The sequence below is a fragment of the Acinetobacter sp. ANC_7588 genome (assembly GCF_056783995.1).
Map to the genome: position 1 here is coordinate 38,081 of NZ_JBWYIU010000015.1, position 23,532 is coordinate 61,612.

A 23,532-nucleotide genomic window follows, 5' to 3' on the forward strand; every position below is an offset into this window, starting at 1 on the left:
ATCAGCTTCCGATCTTCATCATTTCATAATGCTGATACGTACTAAGCACATTTTTTTTGCCAATACGCATTGGCATAGTTAGATGGATTGTTTCGTTGCAAAACTTGACTAATGTTACGACTCGCAAGCATCAGGGCATCTAGGTCAATGCCAGTTTCATAGCCCATATTGGACAAGAGATAAAATAAGTCTTCAGTGGATACATTACCCGAAGCACCTTTGGCATAAGGACAACCGCCAAGTCCTGCAATCGATGAGTCAAATATGCGGATGCCTTGTGTCAGTGATTGATAGATATTGGCAATTGCCATGCCGTAGGTATTGTGAAAATGACCAGCTAAAAGTTGTGGTTCAATTCGTTCCAAACATGCATTCCAAACCTTGGAAACACGATCAGGTGTAGCTGTGCCGATGGTTTCACCCAAGGATACTTCGTAGCAACCTAGATCAATTAACTTTGCACTGACTTCAGCAACCTTAGATGGATCAATTGGACCTTCATAGGGGCAGTCGACGATACATGAAACGTATCCGCGTACTTTAATATCATGTTGTTGAGCAAACTGTAATACATCAGCAAACTTCTCAAAACTTTCCTCAATTGAACAATTTATATTCTTTTGAGTGAAGCTTTCAGAAGCAGCGGTGAAAACCGCAACTTCTTTACAGCCTACAGCTAAAGCTGATTCGAATCCCTTAAGGTTTGGTGTCAGTAAGCTGAACTGGATATCTTCATCATGTGGTAGGCTAGCATAGAGTTGATCACTTTCTGCCATTTGAGGTACCCACTTTGCAGATACACAAGAACCGACTTCGATATTCTTCAAACCAGTTTTCATCAAATCAAGAATAAGATTGCGTCTGTCTTCGAATGTTAAGGGTGTTTTTTCATTCTGAAGACCGTCACGAGGTCCAACTTCAACGATTTTCACAAAATTATCGTGATTTAGTGTGGTTTGATTGGTTGTTTTCATCATGCCGCATTCTCCTCAGCAGCTTGAAACTCAACCAGCTCATCACCAGCTTTCACTTGATCACCTTGTTGGAAATAAGCTGCGACTACGACACCATCAAATGGTGCACGTATAGCGTATTCCATTTTCATTGCTTCTAACGTTAATAACACTTCATCTTTTTTTACACGTTGATTTGCTGAAACAAATACTTGTGTCACTGCACCCGGCATTGGTGCTTTTAGATTTGAGTCAGATGAAGATTGATCATTTGTATTAAAATTAGGTTTGATGAGTTCAAATTTAAAAGTCTGCCCATTTTTAAATAGGGTGACCGCATAATTGGTTTTTTTAAAACTGATTTTCTCTTGACCGAAAGAGGTATAGATCGCCATGAGATTTTCATTGAGCAACTGACCTGAGATAGCGTAGCTTTCGCCATCAAGCTGTGCTTCGAACCCTTGTGAAGTTGAGATAAATTCAACTTGATACGTTTGTCCGAGATGTTCAAGTTTTATCGGTGTACGCGCATCAACATTACTTCTCCACAGGGGTTTTGCTTTCCAAACTGGATGGCTTGTACGCTTGGATTCATTTAACTGAGAATGCAGTTCAATAAATGCTGCTGTGACAATTGTTTCAGACGAAGAAGGAGTAGTGGTTTTAAATAGGAACTCATCTTCGCGCTGAATTAAATTAGTATCTAGGTTGGCATTTTTGAAAGAGTCACATGCCACTAAGCGATCTAAAAATGCAATATTGTTGCCTAAGCCTTCGACATGAAAGTGGCTCAAAGCATGATGCATTTGGACGAGTGCTGCTTCACGATTTTCTCCCCATACGATGAGTTTAGCAATCATTGGATCATAGAACGTTGTGATCTCATCACCTTGCACAATGCCACTATCAACACGGACACATTCATTTTGAGTCGGATAATGTAGATAATTAATTTTTCCAATTGCTGGGAGAAATCCTTTCTCTGGCTCTTCTGCATAAACACGAGCTTCAAGTGCATGGCCATGAATTTTTAATTCAGACTGTTGTTTTGGCAAAGGTTCACCATAAGCAACACGTAATTGCCATTCAACCAAATCTTGTCCTGTGATCATTTCCGTCACAGGGTGTTCAACTTGAAGGCGAGTGTTCATTTCCATGAAGTAAGCTGTACCATCTTGCTCAACAATGAACTCAACCGTTCCAGCACCGACATAGTCTACTGCTCGGGCAGCATTAATCGCAGCTTCACGCATCGCTTCGAGTTTAACTTCGGCCATTTTAGGGGCTGGGGCTTCCTCTAGGACTTTTTGGTGACGGCGCTGCACAGAGCAATCACGTTCAAAGAGGTGAACATAATTGCCATGTTTGTCACCAAAAACTTGCACTTCAATATGACGAGGATTGACAACATAACGTTCAATTAGAACGTCATCATTGCCAAAGCTTGATTTCGCTTCACTTTTGCATGAGTTCAGTGCAGGAAGAAAGTCTTCAGCACGCTCAACTAAGCGCATGCCTTTACCACCACCACCTGCACTGGCTTTAATCAGTACAGGATAGCCAATCTGATCAGCTTGTTGTTTTAAGAAATCTGCATCTTGATTGCTACCATGATACCCGGGGGTGAGAGGTACACCTGCTTTTTCCATTAATGCTTTAGATGTTGCCTTTAAACCCATGGCTAAGATGGCAGCCACTGGAGGCCCTATAAAGGTGATGTTGTTTTTTTCACAAGCTTCCGCAAATTGATCATTTTCAGATAGGAAACCATAACCTGGATGGATGGCTTCAGCCCCTGTTTTAAGTGCAGCTTGAATAATACGATCTGCTTGTAAATAACTTTGTGCAGCAGGGGATTCACCAATATAAATAGCTTCATCCGCTAATTTGACATGCTGCGCTTGGGTATCTGCATCTGAGTAAACTGCAACCGTTGCGATACCTAATTTTTGTGCACTACGAATCACACGACATGCAATTTCGCCACGGTTTGCAATGAGAATTTTTTTAAACATATAGAATCCCTTTTTATTGTTCTGCCGTTGCTTGAATCCATGCTGGGCTTTGTTTATTTAAAAAAGCAGTTAAGCCATTTTTGGCTTCATCACCTTGACGTACGTGCGCAATGTGTTGAGCGGTTTGAATCAGTAAATCTTCTGTGACTTCTTGATGATCAACTAAATGAATCAAAGACTTTGATGCAGCTTGAGCTTCAGGGCCACCAAGCAAAATTGCATCAATGATTTCCGATACGGTGGCATCCAACTGTTCTGGCTGACAAACTTCATGGACGAGACCAATATGCTTTGCTTGTTCAGCAGAAATACGTTCAGCAGTGAGAAAATATCGAGATGCTTGACGAGCACCGATGGCACGGATCACGTATGGACTAATCGTTGAAGGTGCTAAACCTAATCTCACTTCTGAAGTGGCAAACTTAGCATCAGTGGAAGCCACACAAATATCGCATGCTGAAGCAAGCCCCATGCCGCCGCCAAATGCAATACCATGGACACGTGCAATAGTCGGTTGTTTCAGCGTGGCTAAACTTTGTAACATTTTGGCAAGTTTCAAAGCATCCTCTTCATTTTCCACTTTTGATGCTTGACCTGCTTGCTTCATCCAATTAAGGTCCGCACCTGCAGAAAAGCTTTTACCACGACCTGCCAAAACGACAACACGAACGTCATCATCAGCATTTAAAGTTGTGAAACAGTGATTCAGCTCTTCTATCACTTGTGTATTGAATGCATTGTGTAATTCAGCACGATTAATCCAAACGGTCGCAACTTGGCGTTCAATTTCAAGCTGTAAAAATTCATAACTCATTTCATTTTCTCCTTACATGCGGAACACGCCGAACTGAGTTGGTTCAATGGGTGCATTCAATGCAGCAGCCAAACTCAGACCTAAGACATGACGTGATTCTGCTGGATCAATCACGCCGTCATCCCATAAACGTGCAGATGCATAATAAGGATGTCCTTGCTTTTCAAATTGATCACGATAAGGTTGTTTGAATTGATCTTCTTCTTCAGCTGACCAAGTTTCACCACGTTGCTCAATTTGATCACGCTTAATCGTGGAGAGAACACTAGCAGCTTGTTCACCGCCCATCACGGAAATACGTGAATTCGGCCAAGTCCATAAGAAGCGAGGAGAATATGCTCGACCGCACATTCCATAGTTGCCTGCACCAAAAGAACCACCGACCACCAAGGTGATTTTAGGAACATTTGCGGTCGCTACTGCCATGACCAATTTAGCTCCATTTTTGGCAATACCTTCATTTTCATATTGGCGACCGACCATGAAACCGGTGATATTTTGGATAAAGAGCAGTGGAATATTGCGTTGCGTACACAGTTCAATGAAATGCGCACCTTTCTGAGCAGACTCTGAAAATAAAATTCCGTTATTGGCAATGATTCCGACCTTCATGCCGTAGATAGATGCAAAACCTGTAATTAAGGTTGTACCAAAACGAGCCTTAAATTCATCAAGTCTTGAACCATCCACGATACGTGCAATCACTTCACGGATGTCAAAGGGTTTGCGTGAGTCACTCGGAATGACACCATAGAGTTCTTCAGCACTATAAAGTGGTTCTTCAATTTCGGTCTTAAATGCTTTCGGTTCGATATTTAGGTTTTGAACAATATTGCGTGCAATTTGAATCGCATGTTCATCACTTTCTGCAAGATGATCTGCGACACCAGATAAACGGGTATGAACATCGCCACCACCAAGGTCTTCAGCAGTCACAACTTCACCTGTTGCAGCTTTTACCAAAGGTGGACCACCGAGGAAAATCGTACCTTGAGTGCGGACAATAATTGTTTCATCGGACATGGCAGGGACATATGCGCCACCCGCAGTACAACTGCCCATGACTACGGCTATTTGTGCAATACCTTTACTCGACATGCGTGCTTGGTTGTAAAAAATTCGTCCAAAATGATCGCGATCAGGGAATACTTCATCCTGCATTGGTAGAAATGCACCGCCTGAGTCGACCATATAAATACAAGGAAGATGATTTTGTTCAGCAATTTCTTGTGCACGTAAATGTTTTTTTACAGTTAAAGGATAATATGTACCCCCTTTAACCGTTGCATCATTGGCAACGATCATGCATGTCACACCATGCACTTGACCAATACCTGCAACCACACCTGCGGCTGGTACATCGTCAGCATAAACTTGATAAGCAGCGAGTTGACCAATTTCAAGAAAGGCAGTTCCTGCATCAATGAGTTGATCAATGCGCTCACGCGGTAATAATTTGCCACGTGCTAAATGCTTCTGACGTGCTTTTTCTCCACCACCTAAGGCAATGGTTTGAGCTTGTTTTTTTAAGTCTGCGACCAATTCAAGCATTGCAGCTTGATTGATTTTAAACTCTTCACTACGTGGATTGATTTTACTTTTAATTTCGTTCATCAATGACTTCCTTGTATTAACTTGAATTATTTGGTTTCGTTGAATAACTCACGACCAATTAACATGCGTCGAATTTCAGAAGTTCCTGCACCGATTTCATAGAGTTTGGCATCACGCCACAATCGACCTGTGCTGTAATCATTGATATAACCATTGCCCCCAAGGGTTTGAATTGCTTCACCAGCCATCCAGGTTGCTTTTTCAGCTGAGTAGAGAATGGCACTTGCTGCATCTTTACGTAAACCACGATCATGATCAGCTTTATCACATGCTGCACCCACGGCATAAACCAAAGCCTTGCTTGCCAACCATGTAGAATACATATCCGCAATTTTGCCTTGCATGAGTTGGAATTCACCTAAACATTGACCGAATTGCTTACGTTCATGAATGTATGGGATGACCACATCTAAACATGCATCCATAATGCCTAGTGGTCCACCACTGAGAACTGCACGTTCGTAATCCAATCCACTCATGAGCACTTTTGTACCGTTACCCACACCACCCATCACGTTTTCTTTAGGCACTTTGACATTGTCAAAGAACAGGGGATAAGTATTTGAACCACGCATTCCGAGTTTGTCTAAGTGACTCCCATGACTAAAGCCTTCCATGCCTTTTTCAATAATGAAAGCAGTCATGCCTTTGGCACCAGCATTGATGTCAGTTTTGGCGTAAACCACCAGCACGTCAGCATCTCCACCATTGGTAATCCACATTTTTGAGCCATTAAGTACAAAGTGATCACCATGATCTTCAGCACGTAATTTCATACTAACGACATCTGAACCCGCATTCGGTTCAGACATTGCCAAAGCACCGACATATTCGCCAGAAATTAATTTAGGAAGATATTTTTGTTTTTGTTCTTCGCTACCATTACGGTTAATTTGATTCACACAAAGATTTGAATGTGCCCCGTATGAAAGTCCAATGGAAGCAGATGCTCGTGAAATTTCCTGCATGACAATGATATGAGCCAAATAACCCAGATTGACACCACCGTATTCTTCACTCACGGTAAGTCCAAGTAACCCCATATCACCAAATTTTTTCCATAAGTGAGCTGGAAATAAGTTGTCTTGATCAACTTGTTGAGCAATAGGTGCGATTTCCTTTGCACAGAATGCAGCTACAGAATCACGTAAAGCGATTAGTGTTTCGTCTAGTCCAAAGTCGATACTCTGTAAATTCATTTTCATTCATCCTAAAATTTAATTTTTATTTCCAGTGAAGCATTTTGTCCTTGCTTGAGAAATACAATACAGTTATTTTTTAAAAAAGTGAATATAGATTCAGAAAATGATTTATAATTCATTTTAGTTGATTGGGTGAACAATTATGAGTTATAAAAGATCCACTTTGATGCAAGAGCGTATGGAGCAAAATCGTCAATCGATATTGCAATCCGCGCGCGAACTTATTGCGGGTGGTGGTTTTAAAGATGCACAAGTGCAAGCGATTGCAGATAAATCTGGTGTCTCGAGTGGTTTGGTCTATCGCTATTTTGAGAACAAAAATCAGATTTTGATTGAAGTGCTTTCACAGGCCATCAAAGGTGAGGTCGATATTCTGAATCAGATTGCAAAAAATGATTGGACTTCGACTGAGAAGTTGACAAAGGCCGTCACTGCTTTCGTAAAACGTGCTCTGAATAGCCCTCAACTTGCATATTCACTCATGTTTGAGCCCGTAGACCCAACGATTGAGCATGAACGTTTTAGAAGTAAGCAACTGATAAAACAATCCATTAAGGAGATTCTTGCCGAAGGAAAGGTCAATGGTGAGTTCGAATTTGAAGATTTAAATACAGCTGCATTATGCGTGGTTGGTGCGATGACATTCGTTGTGATTGAACCTTTAAATCCATCGCGTAATGTGATGTTTGATGACGGTTATAAAGGTTATTTCGTTAAGCAAATTGCAGACTTTTGTGTCAATGCAGTTAAGGCAAAGGAGGAAAATTAATTTAATTCACACAAAAGGATGTCATGTTTAAACGAGTAATCGCGTAATTAATAACGAAATATTGGATTGATATAAGAAAATAGAATCAAGGAGTATGATTCAATGACGCAATTACGACTCAGTTATGCCTATGGCACCAGTGAGCAACCCTTATTGGGTATGACCATAGGCCATAAATTTGATCAAGCATGCCTACAATATGCCGATCAGGATGCTGTGGTCAGTGTGCATCAAAATGTACGTTTGACCTATCAGCAGTTACAAGAGAAAGTAAATGCTTTTGCATGTAGTTTATTAAAAATCGGTTTAGAAAAGGGAGATCGTCTAGCGATTTGGTCCCCTAATTGTGTGGAATGGACGATCGCACAATTTGCAGCCTTCAAGGCTGGAATTATTTTGGTCAACTTAAATCCTGCGTATAAAAGCTACGAGCTAGAATACGTACTCAATCGAGTATCTTGCAAAGGATTGATCATTGCATCGACCTTTAAGACGACCAATTATCAAGAAATTTTGACGCAAATTGCACCAGAAATTTTGCATACGACCAATGGCGTTTTAAATGCTGAAAAATTGCCGCATTTAAAGTATTTGATCAAAATAGATGATCAACAACATACTGGGTTTTATCGCTTTAGTGATTTATTGGCTGAACCGACTTCAGAGCAGTTAGATCAACTTAATGAGATAGCATCTGGTCTTCAATTCGATGAAACCATCAATATCCAGTTTACCTCCGGAACGACAGGTAGCCCCAAAGGGACCATGCTGACACACAATAATATTCTGAATAACGGGTATTTTGTGGGAGAGGCAATCAAACTGACTTCTCAAGATCGAGTTTGTATTTCTGTACCGTTATTTCATTGCTTTGGTATGGTGATGGGTAATCTCGCCTGTATTACACATGGATCAACCATGATCTATCCATCAGCTGTATTTAATCCTCTTGATAGTCTTAAAGCGATTGAACAAGAGAAATGTACCGCGGCATATGGTGTGCCTACCATGTTTATTGCCATGCTTGATCATGAGCAATTTGACGAATTTGATTTGACTACATTGCGTACTGGCATTATGGCTGGCAGTCCATGTCCAAAAGAAATCATGAAGCGCGTCATTGAGCGTATGCATATGCGAGATATCACGATTTGTTATGGCATGACTGAAACAGCGCCAGTAAGTGCACAAAGTTCGATCAAAGATTCGCTAGAACAACGAGTGAGCACTGTTGGTCGAGTTCATCCACATATCGAAATTAAAATAGTCGATGAACACGGTAAAGTAGTGCCTCGTGGCAAACTCGGTGAGTTGTGTGTACGAGGATACTCAGTCATGCTGGGCTATTGGGATGAAGAAGAAAAAACACGAGAAGTCGTAGATATCGCAAAATGGATGCATACCGGTGATATCGCTGAAATGGATGATGAAGGCTTTATCAAAATCAAAGGTCGCATTAAGGATGTTGTGATTCGGGGAGGTGAGAATTTATTCCCTAAAGAGATTGAAGACTTCTTATATAAACATCCTGCAGTTAGCGATGTCCAAGTGATTGGACTTCCTGACCCGAAATATGGCGAAGAGTTATGTGCTTGTATTATTTTGCATGAAGGACATGAATGTTCTGAACAAGTGATCAAAGATTACTGCAAAGCCAATATCTCACATAATAAAGTGCCACGATATGTACATTTTCTTAAAGAGTTCCCAATGACTGCTTCTGGTAAGGCTCAGAAGTTTAAACTCCAAGAATATATGCGTGAGCAACTCAATATTTTTGATGAGAGTGCTTAATCGTCATTGAGTAATATTTTTAACTTCAAGCTAGAAAAACAACAAAGCCGAACTTAGTTCACTAAGTTCGGCTTAATTTTAAAAAATAGTAGAAGAGCGATATGGCAAAGAATTTTGATCACCCAAAAATCGTAGAAAACTATGATGAACATATCAGACAGCTGATACCAGGATATGAACTGATGCATCTACATATACTGGCGCTACTTGAAACTCATCTCAAAGAAGAAGCTAAAATTGCCATTGTCGGGTGCGGAACAGGGTTTGAACTGAATTATTTATTAGATCATTTTCCTAAGGCGGAGTTTGTTGTGTTTGATCCATCGTCAGCGATGCTTGAAAAAACAAAACAGATCGTTCAGTTTAAGCAGCAAATGCACCGAGTCATAATTCTGCAAGGTGACACGACGGTGCTCCAGAAATATCCTGAAAATTTTGATGCAGTATTGAGTATTTTGGTTTTTCATTTTGTTTCACATGCATACAAAAAGAGTTTTTTAGGTGATATTTACCATGCTTTGAAACAAGATGGCGTGGTTCTGAGTTTCGATCTGATGCAATTCGAAGAACCAAATGATCAGTTAGTATTAAAAAATTTGGTGACAAAAATAGGATTAAATGAAAAACAAAGTCAGGTCATGTTGGAAAGAATACATGATGACTTTAATTTAATGACAGTGAAAGAGATGAAGAATCTATACCTTCAGGCTGGTTATCAAAATTTAAGAACTTTCTGTCAAATGTCTAATTTTTATGGATTAAAAGCAGTAAAGTGATAATTTCATATTTAGAATAACCTATTCATTTTATCTTATATGAAAATCGTACAAATGGTTATATATCTAAAATGAAAAAGGATTATGATAAAAGTATTGTTTTATGAATATAAGGATTGTTCATGACCACAGAGACTCAATTTCCACAAACTTCTAATCGTGGAATCGCGGTATACAGTAATAACGCTGAAGCGATTGGTAATACACCGCTCATTCGCATTAATCGTGTAATACAGGGTGGGGCTACAGTTCTTGCCAAAGTCGAAGCACGTAACCCAGCATTTTCAGTAAAATGCCGTGTTGGTGCTGCTTTGATTGCAGATGCAGAACAACGTGGTGTGCTTAAAGCAGGAATGCATATTGTTGAACCTACGAGTGGTAATACCGGAATTGCGCTAGCTTTTGTTGCTGCTGCTAAAGGTTATGACATCACACTGACCATGCCTGCAAGTATGAGTATCGAGCGCCGTAAAGTACTCAAAGCATTGGGTGCTCATTTAGTATTAACCGATCCTGCTAAAGGGATGAATGGTGCTGTACAAGAAGCAGAACGTTTAGTTGCTGAGAACCCAGAGCTTTATTATTTACCTCAGCAATTTGAAAACCCAGCAAATCCTGCCATTCATGAAACTACAACTGGACCTGAAATTTTTGAAGCAACGGGTGGTAAGGTTGATATTTTAGTGGCTGGTGTAGGTACGGGAGGTACGATCTCTGGTATTTCGCGTTATTTTGAGAAAGTTAAAAATCAAACCCTTTACTCAGTTGCAGTTGAACCAGCAGACTCACCAATTATTGGACAAGCGAAGCGTGGCGAAACACTGACTCCGGGACCACATAAAATCCAAGGCATTGGTGCAAACTTTATTCCTAAGAACCTAGATTTAGATTTGGTGGATGAAGTTATCGCGGTTGAAAATCAAACAGCAATTGATTTTGCTCGTCAATCTGCAATCAAAGAAGGGATTTTTGTGGGTATTTCAAGTGGTGCAGCATTAGCGGCCGCTCATGAACTTGCTCAACGTCCTGAAAATGCAGGTAAAACCATAGTGGTGATTTTACCTGATGCTGGAGAGCGCTATTTATCTTCAGTTTTATTCGAAGATATATCAGCAGATTAATGAGAAAGTCAAAGCATTCTAAAAAAACGGTCTTCATGGCCGTTTTTTTGTGATTTATTCGATTCAAACAATTTTAAACTCTTCTTAAGTTACCAATCATTTTAAATTTATTACATCACACGACTATTTTCACAGTTTTGAACGCGATATCTTTAAGCGAATTTTTTCTAATAAAAAAATGAATGAACGACTTTAATCATCCTATTTATATTATCGGCGCTGGTGTTGCAGGATTAAGTTGTGCTCAGCATTTAAAATCAGCAGGATTTAATGTTGTTGTTTTAGAAGCACGTGATCGTATAGGTGGGAGAATACATACACAAAACATTGATGGTCATTGTTTTGACCTTGGTGCATCATGGATACATGGTATTGATAATAATCCGATATGGAAAATTGCAGAGTCCAATCGGATAAGTACTCAAGTTTTTAATTATGATCAAGTGGATTATTTTCATGCCAATGGTCAGCCATTTACCGAACAAGAGAGCTTAGAATTTGAAAAATGCCTTCGTGATGTTCAGAAGGTTTTTCAAAATACATCAATAGAGCAGGATATCTCCGCTTTTGAGCAACTTGAGAATGTTTTAGGAAAGATACGTTTTCAACTTCATTATTTTGATCGAGACGTCATCACACAAAAAATTAAGCAGTATTACTCAAGGCTTGCCAATGATCCTTTTGCGACTGATTTAGAGCAATTAGCCCATAATTTTATGGATTTTGAAGGCTACTTCTCAGGCGATGAAGTGATATTTCCAAAAGGTTATGAACAGATTGTTAAAGTTCTGGCTACTGATTTAGAGATTCATACGAATGCAGATATTGTTGAAATCGATCATGACTCTCATCAAGTGCAGATAAAAACAGCATGTGGACAGCTTTACATAGGTTCTCAAGTTGTGGTGACAGTTCCACTCGGTATTTTAAAGCAAGATAAAATTAAGTTTGAGCCGCCTTTGCCTAGTGGATTAGTCCGATCGATTCAAAAGCTGGGTTTTGGATCTTTCAATAAAATATTTATACAATTTTCAAAAGCTCTAGAATTTAATGGGAATGCACTTAAACACAATACGGCATTTTTTTGGGATGAGCGTGAGCTGTATAGTATTTTAGATTTTAGTCGTTTATATAATAAACCGACTTATCTACTTCTCGTTGGAGGTACAAAGTCAGAATGGGTTGATCAAGCAACGGAGCAACTGGTGCATGAATATATCAAGAAAATATTGAAGATTTGCATGCACTCCAATGAAATTCAGAACATCATAATTACCCGCTGGGGAAGTGATCCGTTTAGTTTAGGTTCATTTAGTTTTCCAAAAGTTGAACATACTAAAGATGATGTAGAGATCTTTAAAAAAGAGCATCCAGCGCAAGTATATTTTGCAGGTGAACATTGTCATACCGATTATGCAGGCACTGTGCATGGTGCATATCTGTCAGGTCGTGATACTGCTAATTTAATTATTCGTAGTGGCTTAAATATAAAGCTGTAACTGATGTACAGTTACAGCTTTATTTAGTTAGTATGAGTGAGTTGAGAAATTAACCTGAACTCACATTAATACATGTCCATATTCTTCGCGAAGTTTTCTTTTTAGCATTTTTCCAGTGCCGCTAAGGGGTATGGCATCGACAAAAATCACTTTATCTGGAGTTTGCCATTTAGCAATTTTATCGGCATAGTAATCAATGAGTTGTTGTTCAGTGATTTGGCTATTAGGATGTTTAACGGCGATTAAGACAGGTCTTTCATCCCACTTTGGATGTTGTGCTGCGATGACCGCAGCCATCGCAATTTCTGGGTGACCCATTGCGATATTTTCAAGCTCTACAGAAGAGATCCATTCTCCACCAGATTTAATCAAGTCTTTGGCACGATCACTAATATGCAGATAGCCATCAGCATCTATAGACGCAATATCTCCAGTATCAAACCATCCATCACTGGTCAATGGTGAGTCGGACTGACCAAAGTATTTGTCAACAATCCAATGTCCTTTGATTTGTAAATTACCAATAGTCTTACCATCATGTGGAACAAGATCGGTTCCTCTTTCTTCAGACACTAAACGAATCCTGACTCCAAACGGCGGGCGACCTTGGGAAAGACGTAGATTTGCTTGTTGATCCTGAGAAAGTTGTTTATGTTTGGCTTTGAATTGATTGGCAGTGCCAAGTGGACTAGCTTCAGTCATCCCCCATGCATGAATGGTTTCACAATCATATACATCACGGAATGTCGCTAACATGCTTGGTGGGCAAGCCGAGCCACCAATGACATTACGTTTTAAAGAGGTCAGTGAACTGTTCATTGCTTTTGCAGCAATCAACAAGCTTTGCCAAATGGTAGGAACACCAAGTGCAACAGTCACTTCATATTGATCAATGAGTTTAACTAGACTCTCACCATCAAGACCCGGCCCTGGTAATATAATTGAAGCACCTACCATCGCTGCGGCATAAGGTGTTCCCCATGCATGAACGTGAAACATTGGAACTACAGGTAAAATAATATCTTTGGCTGATAGATTGAGTGAGTCAGGTAAGCTGGCCGCTAAACTGTGAAGAACAGTTGAGCGATGAGAATAGAGAGCACCTTTAGGATTGCCTGTTGTTCCGGAGGTATAACATAGTGAACTTGCAGTGGTTTCATCAAATTCAGGCCATGTATATTCTGCAGTTTGACCCGCAATTAAATCATCGTAGAACAAGACTTCGGGTAAGGATTGACGAATCTTTTCATCAGGTGCATCTAAGCAGATGAAATGTTGCACCAGTGGAATATGTGCTTTTATTCCTGTAATCAAAGGTAGGAATGTTTTATCAAAAATAATCGCTTTATCTTGTGCATCATTAATAATGAAAATCAGTTGTTCTGGAAATAATCTTGGGTTAATGGTGTGACAGATTAAACCACTACCAGAAATAGCATACCAAGCCTCTAAATGACGATGATTGTTCCAAGCTAATGTTGCAATACAATCGCCGTGAATGAGTTTAAGTTCATTTAATGCCTTTGCACCACGTTTAGCATTATCCGATACATCGCCCCAATTGGTTTCGTAAAGTGAGCCATCGGTGTTTTTTGAAACGATCAGGGTGTCTTTATGAAATTCAGCAGCATGTTCTAGTAAACTGCTGATTAATAAAGGTTGAAACATCATACGTCCGTGCATGCAAAGCTCCTTCTATTGATCATTTAAGTTGTTATTTTGAGTTGATTATACTTATGTAAGGTGAGTGCTCACGATTAACGTAACACTCACTGATGACCTAGAAATACACTAAATTATGCAGTCAGTAAAGAACCAACTAATTTACGGATTGAAACCAAAGGTTTACGCTCTGGAATGATGACCCCAGCAGTTTTAAGGTCTGACACGAGTTCAGCGCGGAAGTCATTATAGTCAACCTCTGCTGCATGACGTTGACCGCCTTCAAAGTTGTAATGTGGATGATCTAACTCATGCTGAATCGCTTTTTTCATATCAGCAGGACGTTTATATTTTCCTAAGATTTCCTGACATGCCAAATTGGCTTGATGATCTGAAATTGGCCAAATACAACCTAGTGGCTGGAATAAACCAATGAAATAAAGATTGTCATGTTCTGCATGCATCATTTTACGGTAAAGCGGTAATTTTTCAGCATGTTGTAAATCTATAAAATCTTTATCGAAGAAAGGGAAGACGGTCCAGAAACCAGTACAACAACAAATAATATCAAACTCTTGTTGAGTACCATCGACGAATTCTACAATTTTACCATTGAGACGCTTGATCGCTGGTTTTGGTTTGATTTTACCGTGACGCACATAGTCAATGAAGTCAGAGTTCGCCGTTGGATGTTGTGTCAGCATCGGTTTGTCATTTACAGGCAAGCCAAAATCTGCGTAATTTCCACTGAATGCTTTTACCAATTTGGTCAGAATTTTTTGGCGCATTTTGGGCGGAAGTTTTTCCATTGACTTGACGAGTATGTCTGCGGGATGTCCAAACATAAATTTTGGAACAAACCATTGTGGACTGCGCATCGATATATACACATCTTTTGAGACACGTGCTGATTCTACGGCAACATCACAGCCTGAATTACCTGCACCAATGACTAAAATTTTCTTTCCACGCCAGTCGTCATTTACACCTTTAAAATCATGTGAATGCATCCACTTGCCAGTAAATTCACCTTCATACTCAGGGTATTTCGGTTTCCAGTGATGACCATTGGCAACCATTAAATAGTCATATATTTTCTGTTGTTCTTTACCTTGATCATCGGTGTAATCCACCACCCATTTTTTATTTTCATTTTTATGAATATGGTTAATAGTGTGATGAAATTTAATTTTGTCATATACACCAAAATGTTTGGCATAATTTTCAAAATACTGCTGCAAATGATCATGTCGTGGATAATCAGGGTAACTGTCTGGCATTGGATAATCTTCATATTCAGACATTGTACGCGAGCTAATAATGTGTGTATTCTCATAGACTGAAGAATGACCAGTTTTAGAATTAAACACCCAATTCCCACCGACTTTGTCATTCTTCTCGAAGATATCGTATGCAATACCATTTTGTTGACAATTTTTAGCAGCCGTAATTCCTGACGGACCTGCACCAATGATACAGACTGTGTTCATATTCATATCCTTGAATGATGTTCTTTTTATTCATAGCCAACTATAGTTGGTTTTATGACTATAATCGATTTATTTTTAAACAGCAAGACAGGGGATTTGTTTAAATGCTTTTTGATGAAATTAAGCTTCCTGTACAAAAAAGAAGTAAAGCAAGGTTAGAACTTGTACTAGAAACAACAAAGAAAATATTAGAAGAACAAGGCATCAATCACTGTACTATTCCCGAAATTGCAGCACAGTCCGATCTTCCTAAGATTACGATTTATCAATACTTTCCAACAGTTAATCATTTGTTCAGCATATTGGTGAAACGTTATTTAGATGAACTGCAGGCCTATGTTTTGTTTAAAAATGAGTGCTATCAAACTTGGTCAACACGTGATATTTGTTTTGATCTAATTTCTAAGGTGGCTGAGTTCTACAATTCAAATCCTGCTGCAAGTATTTTGATTTTGGGTGGGCCAGTACATGTTGATGGTTTTAATTTACAGGAAATCGTCATTGAGAAGATTGCTCATGATTTACAAGCGGTATTTGAGCAGAAAGTACATCCGCTGAAATTGAATAGAAAAGAGGAAGCGGTGTATCTGGTTGAAATGGTTTTTGCATTAATGAAACACAGCTACTATCAGCATCAACAAGTCACTGATGACATTCTAAAAGAATGCCATTTCATCAGTGAATTTTACTTAAGCAGTAAGGGATATAACTACCAACTTTAAAAGTTTATTTTAGTTTTTCCAAAAAATGTTGATGCGCTGCGATGAGTTGATCAAAAACGGGCGAATGAAATAGATCGAAGTGACCGCAGACGAACTCACGATATTCACCTTGTTTTAGTTTTTGTGCGAGTTTACGTGTTGCTTTGACAGGAATAAGTGAATCTAGTTCCGCACCTGACACAAAAACAGGGCATTGAATTTTATGAACGATCATTGTTGGTCGGTATAAACCAATGGTTGCAACGATTCGAGCTGGTACAGCATTTTTCCAATGCATCCCGTCTGGAATCAGTCGATAATAGGCATCATAGCAATCTTCACCCGCCAAAATGGCAAACCGATCTTTTGCAACTACAGGCATGGTTTTGAGTCTACCTATTTTTGCTAGGGCTAAATCTTGTAATGCAATCATGGTTGCAGGCAATAAATATTTTTTCGGATACAGTGTCAAGCTCGCTAAACCATCAACGTGTGGAAAATTAGAGATCACTGCTTTAAAGGTGTGTTCACTTGCTAATGTTAGAACATGCGCACCACTGAACGAATACCCCCATAAAATGATATTTTTTTTCGGGATGTAGAATCGGGTTTGAATATAGTCGATAACGACTTTCCAATCCTGAAGTTGACTATTTTTATCAACAAGATGCTGAACAGGACCACTGCTTAATCCAAAACCAGAATGATCAAATACGCATACGTTATATCCCAATTCTGCATAAGTTTCAGCGAAAGAGTTTAAGCCACAGCTTTTTTCTCCACCTAAGCCATGAGCCATAATGATGATACTAGAATCTTTTGTGATCGGCACTGGCATATAAAAATCCGCTTGGATTTGATAGTTGCCATTCGGAATAAGTAATTCTTGAGTTTGCATCGTGGTTATCCTTAACACTTTTTTATTTTTAAAACCCAACTCAGGTTGGTTTAAGCATATCGTTATGCAGTATAAAAGTCTATTTGATGTCAAATCGTTCAGAAAATTTTAAGCCTGATTGATTTAAATACATTTTTATTCGATGTATTCGTATGAGTTTTTTCTATCGCAAGCAATGTTTCGCCTTAATCTTGAGCTATTTCATTTTGGTCAATCTATTTCCAGTACATGGTGCAGTCGACATGAAATTGATTCAATTAGGCTTAAATTCAAAAGGAGTGTTCTATTTAAAAGATGCATTTTGGCCAAGTGTGGTCGGGCATGAATGGGTTAAATATGTGCTAATCGCGATGTACTGCAGTATGCTGATATCTGCAGTCATGGTTGCTCATCCCAAATCGAGAAATCAACGTTTGGAAACCTCTAAAAATTACATCACAATTTTTGCAGTTGCTTTAATTTCAATTATTTTAATAGCGTTGTTCAAATCACAGTCGAACTTGATGTGTCCATGGGATGCAGCTCAACCTCAGGGAATGACAATTGTCTGGAGTCTCAGTAGTAAAGTTGGGCATTGTTTTCCTGGAGGTCATGCTTCTGCAGGTTTTGCATTATTGAGTGGGTATTTTGTGTTCAGGAACAAAAAAACACAATTAGCTCAATTTTACTTATTGAGTGCAATTCTCTTGGGAATGTTTATGGGATGGACGCAAATGCTTAGAGGTGCACATTTTTTGAGTCATAATCTTTGGACAGGTTGGTTGATTTGGATGTTCAATGTCGTAATATTTAGTCTAAAAGATAAGGCTAAATTAGCCTAAGCAATTAATGTAGTTTAATTTCCACTCTCACCAATAAACCACCTAATTGAGGGCTGCGATCAAAGATAAGATTGCCCCCCATACGTTCTACAGCTTTTTCAACAATTGATAAACCTAAGCCACTACCAATTTCTTGATGTTGCTCGACTCGATAAAATCTTTTTTTAATACGTTCATAGAGATCTGCTGAAATTCCTGGGCCACTATCTTCGACTTGAATGATAGCTATATCATTCTCTTGAAATGTCGAAACATTAATGATGCCATTGGGAGGCGTGTATTTAATCGCATTCTCTATTAAGTTGGTTAATATTGAATCTATAGCAGATGAGTAATTTATAATTTGAACGTGTTCATAACGTTCCATACCTAAATCGATTTCTTTGGCTAAAGCTAAATGAATCAATTGTTCAATAGATTGATAAGCACGTTCATCTAACCGAATACTCATTTTTTTCTCGTTACTGGCATTCAATGAATCTTGTTGAGCGAGATTTAAAAGCTGTCCGACCAAATGCTGAGTTCGGTGTAAACCATTATTCATTTTGATTAACGATTCGTGATGGGGGAGCTCTTTGAGTAAAATTTTAGTTTGAAGATTTAATGCTGTAATTGGTGTTCTTAATTCGTGAGCGGCGTCTGCAATAAATTGTTTTTGTTCTTGTTGGGCATCAGAGATCCTTTGAAATAATTGATTGATCGCTTGAATGCTGGGTACTAGCTCAATAGGGTACTGTTGAGGGTCGATTACGGTCAGCTCATTTGGTTTACGTGTACTTAATTCGGATTTAAATTGCTCAAATGGAGCAAAATTTCTTCTAATCATAAAACCTAAGCCATAAATCGCGAAGGGCATAATGATTAAATAAGGTAAAAACATGTTGATTGCGAGCTCTATGGCTAAAGCTTGTCGAACAGAGTCTTGTTGGCTCACTTGAACTTGAACAGTTTTCAATGGAATCACATAGGTATGCCATTTACCATAATGATTAGTGTGATGATAAAAACCTGACTTTGCGACTGGCTCAACCAACTGTTTAAACTTTTCATGTAAATGTGATTGTTGGTCATAGGCCCAAACATCTACAAATAAATCTTCTTCATGGTACTGTTTTAAATGTGAAAATTTACTCTTTACAGGATCTGGATTAAATTTTGCAACGCGCTCTGCCAGATTTTTCAGCTGAGCATCAAGTATTTCATTTGTTTCCTCTAAAGCTGTTCTATAGGCTGAAAAAACCAATATACATCCCATCACCACACTAAAAATTGAGGTAAATACAACAAGTTGCTTTTGTAAAGAGTAGGGTTGCGTCATGTATCAATTCTTGTTTTATGGTGTAGGCTGACCTAGCCGATAACCTAATCCTCGCACATTACGTATAAAATTTTTACCTAATTTTGAGCGTATGCGATGAATATAGACTTCAATGGTATTACTGCTGATTTCATTTTCAATATCATACAGTTTTTCTTCAAGATTAGACTTCGAAAAAATCTTATTTGGATAAGTTAAGAGTGGAATTAATAAAGCCCACTCACGGTTTGAAAATTCAACCGTCTGATTTTCAAAACTCGCGATATGTTGTTCAAGATCTAACCTGAGTCCGCCAAATTCTAAAATTTGTTTTATCTGAGATGTATTTTGTTGAGATGTACGTCTGAGTATGGCGTGAATACGCGCTAATAACTCCTCAAACTCGTATGGTTTTACTAGATAATCATCAGCGCCTTGATTTAATCCATCGATACGGTGCTGAAGTTGATCTCTTGCTGAAATAATGAGTACAGGAATTGAAGGAAATAGTGAGCGAAGATGTTTGAGTACTTGCATGCCATCCATCATAGGTAATCCAAGATCGAGCAGCACTAAATCAAATGCTTGTTGATTTAATTGTTTTATGCCATCGATGCCATTATTGACCCAGACTACTTCAAATGATTGATATTGGAGCAACTTTTGAGATGACTCTGCAATCATAAAGTCATCTTCAATCATCAGGATTTTATTCATATTAGGCTCTGTTCTATAATTGAGGTTTGCATTGTTGGCTGAGGTCTAATGCGGGTTGTAATGTTGTAGTATGAATATTCAATAAACTTAGCATGGTGTGAAAGACATTGTCTTGGCTAAGTGCATCATTCTTCTGAGATTTAATGCATCGTACAGTTGACGCTTCATGTTTTCGCCATGCTGTTGAAAACCACATGATCATCGGCACATGAGTTTGTTGTGATGGTGCAATTTGATAAGGCGCGCCGTGTAAATACATTCCATGTTCACCCGTGGATTCACCATGATCTGATAAATACCATAAAGCGGATTGAAATTGAGTTTGTTTGTTTAATAAATTGATTGACGAAGCGAGAATATGGTCTGTATATACAATTGAATTATCATAAGTATTGATCAGAGCTTGTTGACTACATCCTTGAATTGCGCTGGTGTTACAAGTCGGCTGAAAGGGTGTGTATTGATGAGTGGACCGTTTATAGTAAGCTGGGCCGTGACTTCCCATTTGATGGAGTACGATAAGTCTTGGCGTTTTATCATTTTTGGGAATGGCTTGAATATAGGCATTAAGGCTATCAATCAATATTTCATCTTTACATTCACCCTTAGAATCGCACCATTGCTTATGAATAGATTCGGGAATTTCATAACGCTCAACCCGATTACAAACCTCTTTGCATCCTGAATTGTTATTGATCCACGTTACTTTGTAGCCCGCACGTTGAATAATATCGAGTAAGTTCTCCCGTTGTCTTGCGACTTTTTCTGTATATGCTTGTCGAGTCATACCAGAAAATAAACAAGGTACGGATACCGCCGTTGCAGTACCACAGGAACTGACGTTACGAAAATTGATTATATTTAATTTGCTTAATTCTGGATTTGTAGCTCGATCATATCCATTCAACTGAAAACTTTCTGCACGTGCTGTTTCTCCTATCACTAAAACCATCAGTTTTGGAGTTTGATGGGTCGCCGTTTGAATAAATTGGTGTGCATCACGTCCGTAGGGTTGAATTATAGTATTTTTGGGAGGTTGAAGATGTTTATAATAACTGAAGGACGCTGCAACGACATTTTGAGGGCTGATCATTCCTTTCAACTCTCTGTTTTCTCTAAAAATAGCTGCATAGTCAACATAATATAAATAAGCGCAACCTAACACTAAAATTAAACTGATTGCACTGTGTAACATTTTCCTGCAAAGGGTATGAGAAAACGTTGATTTTTTGATATTCACCCAATAAATAAAAAAAAGAGGCGCTAAAATAAAAAATACAACCCAAATAAATAATCTTATATTTATCAGATCAAATGCTTCCATCGTATTGGTTTGCATCATATTTTGAATCTGATCAGCATTAATAATAATGCCTAAACTACTTACAAAATATGCAGACATACCGCCTAATACAATCCAGATACTTGCAAATATCTTTACGTTCAATCTCCAATGAATAAGGTTGAAAATAAAAAAATAAGCAGCTGTGATTAAGACAGATGAACCTATTAAAAAAAGAATTGCTGGGTAACCTTGATAAGGTGTGAGTGAAGTAAGTTGTTTGTAGAACGCAATATTTAAACCAATGCCAACCCATACTGAGAGTACTAAATTGAATAGTGCTAGGCTTATCGTTGGTTTTTTCCATTGCTGAATGATAGATGTGTAGCGCATACGATGAGTTCTAATATTTAACTACGCTGAGATTAGGTTTTATTTCTTAAAATTTACTGAATAAATGATTGAAGTCTAGGACATAAAAAAAGCCAGACTGGTGGAGCAATCTGGCAAAGCGTCTAGATGAGTCACCCGTGACAAGTGATGTTTCCTGAGTTCAGGTTTGAGTTGTTCCGAACTTAAGCCTGAATAAATTCAGCCACAGCTCGGTTAAACGCCTGTGGTTGTTCAACATTAGAAATGTGCGAAGCATTAATCTCAACAAGTTGACTACCCGCAATCGCGGCTTGCATAAACTGACCATCTGCCACAGTGGTCACAGGGTCTTGTTGACCTGCAATAATCAATACACGAATCGAAATCTGTTTGAGTTGTTCACGCACATCCGCCTTAGCCAAAGCTTCACAGCAGCTTGCATAACCTTCAGGGCTGCCAGCTCCTAAGTCGTTTGAAAGTTTTTCAATCACTGCTGGGTTGCTTTGGATAAAGGGATCTGTAAACCAACGACCTGCAGCCGTTGATGCAATCGGTGCTAAACCTTGTTCACGAACCAATACGGCACGATCATTCCAAGCATTTTCATTGCCAATTTTAGCGGCGGTATTACACACAATCACATGACTAAAGCGTTGAGGATGATTGATTGCTAACCATTGACCTGTCAAACCACCCATCGAAATACCACAGAATGCAGCTTTTTCAACATTTAAATGGTCGAGTAAATTCACCACATCTTGACCAAGTTGATCAATGGTATATGGACCTTGAGGCGCGTCCGATGCACCATGACCACGTGTGTCATAACAAATCACGTAATGAGAAGCTTTAAAAAACTCAATTTGTGATTGCCACATGCTGAAATTTGTCCCTAAAGAGTTAGAGAAAACAAGAGCAGGCTTGCTTGAATCACCAAAAGTTTGATAATTGATTTGCGCATCATTTGAAGAAAAAGTAGGCATAGAATCCCTCCCGACCTCCCTTGAGAAAAGGGAGGGGGTTTTTAATAGTTAAACACGTTCGATAATTAAAGCGATGCCTTGACCCACACCGATACACATAGAGCACAATGCATATTTGCCACCAGTTGCTTCTAGTTGATTCAGTGCAGTCGTCACCAAACGCGCACCTGATGCACCCAATGGATGACCTAATGCAATTGCACCACCATTTGGGTTTACACGTGCATCATCGTCGGCTAAACCTAGGTCACGTGTACACGCCAATGCTTGTGCTGCAAACGCTTCGTTCAGCTCAATCACATCCATTTGCTCTAGTGTTAACCCTGTTTGAGCCAGTAACTTTTTAATCGCAGGTGCAGGACCAAAGCCCATAATGCGAGGTTCAACCCCAACGGTGGTTGCACCAATCACTTTGGCACGAGGTTTTAAACCATATTTTTCTACAGCTGCATCAGAAGCAATCAGAATCGCAGCAGCACCATCATTAATGCCTGATGCATTACCTGCGGTTACTGTACCGTCTGCTTTTACAACAGGTTTTAACTTGGTTAACGCTTCTAAAGTGGTTGAGGCACGAGGATGTTCATCTTTTGCCACCACAACCGCATCACCTTTACGCTGTGGAATAGTCACAGGCACGATTTCTTGATCAAAGAAACCGCGTGCTTGCGCTGCAGCCGTACGTTGTTGGCTGGTTAAAGCAAATTGGTCTTGATCAGCACGGCTAATATTGAACTGTTCAGCCACGTTTT

General features: G+C 39.1%; 20 protein-coding genes. 7 read left to right on the forward strand and 13 right to left on the reverse strand.

Annotation, left to right across the window (positions count from 1 at the left end; all coding sequences use genetic code 11):
• Positions 1-41 precede the first annotated feature (41 nt).
• The 5 genes from AC1M9J_RS13400 to AC1M9J_RS13420 are packed head-to-tail and all read right to left on the reverse strand — an operon-like array spanning position 42 to position 6,595.
• The gene (locus AC1M9J_RS13400) at positions 42-974 is read right to left on the reverse strand and encodes a hydroxymethylglutaryl-CoA lyase (RefSeq protein WP_481952497.1); all 933 of its coding nucleotides are present in this window, start codon (positions 972-974) and stop codon (positions 42-44) included.
• Positions 974-2,968: an acetyl/propionyl/methylcrotonyl-CoA carboxylase subunit alpha gene (locus AC1M9J_RS13405; protein ID WP_481589515.1), complete on the reverse strand. Its 1,995-nt coding sequence runs from the start codon at positions 2,966-2,968 to the stop codon at positions 974-976. Before AC1M9J_RS13405 ends, AC1M9J_RS13400 begins: the two co-directional genes overlap by 1 nt.
• 13 nt (positions 2,969-2,981) lie before the next feature.
• The gene (locus AC1M9J_RS13410) at positions 2,982-3,782 is read right to left on the reverse strand and encodes an enoyl-CoA hydratase/isomerase family protein (protein ID WP_481952481.1); all 801 of its coding nucleotides are present in this window, start codon (positions 3,780-3,782) and stop codon (positions 2,982-2,984) included.
• Between the two features lie 12 nt (positions 3,783-3,794).
• Complete coding sequence (locus AC1M9J_RS13415; RefSeq protein ID WP_481952482.1) at positions 3,795-5,396, reverse strand: carboxyl transferase domain-containing protein; 1,602 nt, start codon at positions 5,394-5,396, stop codon at positions 3,795-3,797.
• Positions 5,397-5,422: 26 nt separating this feature from the next.
• The gene (locus AC1M9J_RS13420; RefSeq protein WP_092768404.1) at positions 5,423-6,595 is read right to left on the reverse strand and encodes an isovaleryl-CoA dehydrogenase; all 1,173 of its coding nucleotides are present in this window, start codon (positions 6,593-6,595) and stop codon (positions 5,423-5,425) included.
• 145 nt (positions 6,596-6,740) lie between these two features.
• On the opposite strand from AC1M9J_RS13420, the gene AC1M9J_RS13425 reads away from it, so the two are divergent.
• The 5 genes from AC1M9J_RS13425 (at position 6,741) to AC1M9J_RS13445 (ending at position 12,557) form a co-directional block, all read left to right on the forward strand.
• On the forward strand, positions 6,741-7,367 hold the full coding sequence (locus AC1M9J_RS13425; RefSeq protein ID WP_092768402.1) for a TetR/AcrR family transcriptional regulator: 627 nt from the start codon (positions 6,741-6,743) through the stop codon (positions 7,365-7,367).
• Positions 7,368-7,469: 102 nt separating this feature from the next.
• Entirely contained in the window at positions 7,470-9,161 is a 1,692-nt protein-coding gene (locus tag AC1M9J_RS13430; protein WP_481952483.1) for an AMP-binding protein, read from the forward strand.
• A gap of 101 nt (positions 9,162-9,262) precedes the next feature.
• A complete protein-coding gene (locus tag AC1M9J_RS13435) occupies positions 9,263-9,937 on the forward strand; it encodes a class I SAM-dependent methyltransferase (protein ID WP_481952484.1) in 675 nt (224 codons plus the stop codon).
• Between the two features lie 122 nt (positions 9,938-10,059).
• Positions 10,060-11,058, forward strand: a complete 999-nt coding sequence (cysK, locus tag AC1M9J_RS13440; RefSeq protein ID WP_481952485.1) for a cysteine synthase A — start codon at positions 10,060-10,062, stop codon at positions 11,056-11,058.
• Between the two features lie 182 nt (positions 11,059-11,240).
• Positions 11,241-12,557: a flavin monoamine oxidase family protein gene (locus AC1M9J_RS13445; RefSeq protein ID WP_481952486.1), complete on the forward strand. Its 1,317-nt coding sequence runs from the start codon at positions 11,241-11,243 to the stop codon at positions 12,555-12,557.
• Positions 12,558-12,617: 60 nt separating this feature from the next.
• On the opposite strand, the gene AC1M9J_RS13450 is transcribed toward AC1M9J_RS13445, so the two are convergent.
• Both AC1M9J_RS13450 and AC1M9J_RS13455 read right to left on the reverse strand, forming a co-directional pair.
• Entirely contained in the window at positions 12,618-14,240 is a 1,623-nt protein-coding gene (locus tag AC1M9J_RS13450; protein ID WP_481952487.1) for a long-chain-fatty-acid--CoA ligase, read from the reverse strand.
• Between the two features lie 113 nt (positions 14,241-14,353).
• Complete coding sequence (locus AC1M9J_RS13455; RefSeq protein ID WP_481952488.1) at positions 14,354-15,709, reverse strand: flavin-containing monooxygenase; 1,356 nt, start codon at positions 15,707-15,709, stop codon at positions 14,354-14,356.
• 104 nt (positions 15,710-15,813) lie between these two features.
• Between AC1M9J_RS13455 and AC1M9J_RS13460 the strand changes: the two genes are divergently transcribed.
• Positions 15,814-16,431 carry a TetR/AcrR family transcriptional regulator gene (locus tag AC1M9J_RS13460; protein ID WP_035270045.1) on the forward strand — a complete coding sequence of 206 codons (618 nt, stop codon included), beginning with the start codon at positions 15,814-15,816 and terminating at the stop codon, positions 16,429-16,431.
• Between the two features lie 4 nt (positions 16,432-16,435).
• On the opposite strand, the gene AC1M9J_RS13465 is transcribed toward AC1M9J_RS13460, so the two are convergent.
• The gene (locus AC1M9J_RS13465) at positions 16,436-17,308 is read right to left on the reverse strand and encodes an alpha/beta hydrolase (protein WP_481952489.1); all 873 of its coding nucleotides are present in this window, start codon (positions 17,306-17,308) and stop codon (positions 16,436-16,438) included.
• 152 nt (positions 17,309-17,460) lie between these two features.
• On the opposite strand from AC1M9J_RS13465, the gene AC1M9J_RS13470 reads away from it, so the two are divergent.
• A complete protein-coding gene (locus AC1M9J_RS13470) occupies positions 17,461-18,129 on the forward strand; it encodes a phosphatase PAP2 family protein (protein ID WP_481952490.1) in 669 nt (222 codons plus the stop codon).
• Between the two features lie 4 nt (positions 18,130-18,133).
• Here the strand turns inward: AC1M9J_RS13470 and AC1M9J_RS13475 are convergent, their stop codons facing one another.
• The 5 genes from AC1M9J_RS13475 to AC1M9J_RS13495 all read right to left on the reverse strand — a co-directional run.
• A complete protein-coding gene (locus AC1M9J_RS13475; RefSeq protein WP_481596596.1) occupies positions 18,134-19,447 on the reverse strand; it encodes an ATP-binding protein in 1,314 nt (437 codons plus the stop codon).
• Positions 19,448-19,462: 15 nt separating this feature from the next.
• Positions 19,463-20,143, reverse strand: a complete 681-nt coding sequence (locus tag AC1M9J_RS13480; protein ID WP_481952491.1) for a response regulator transcription factor — start codon at positions 20,141-20,143, stop codon at positions 19,463-19,465.
• A gap of 13 nt (positions 20,144-20,156) precedes the next feature.
• Positions 20,157-21,818: a phosphoethanolamine transferase gene (locus AC1M9J_RS13485; protein ID WP_481609281.1), complete on the reverse strand. Its 1,662-nt coding sequence runs from the start codon at positions 21,816-21,818 to the stop codon at positions 20,157-20,159.
• 182 nt (positions 21,819-22,000) lie between these two features.
• Positions 22,001-22,780, reverse strand: a complete 780-nt coding sequence (pcaD, locus tag AC1M9J_RS13490) for a 3-oxoadipate enol-lactonase (RefSeq protein WP_481952492.1) — start codon at positions 22,778-22,780, stop codon at positions 22,001-22,003.
• A gap of 48 nt (positions 22,781-22,828) precedes the next feature.
• Positions 22,829-23,532: acetyl-CoA C-acyltransferase (locus AC1M9J_RS13495; RefSeq protein ID WP_481952493.1), on the reverse strand; the 704-nt coding region annotated here is incomplete at its 5' end.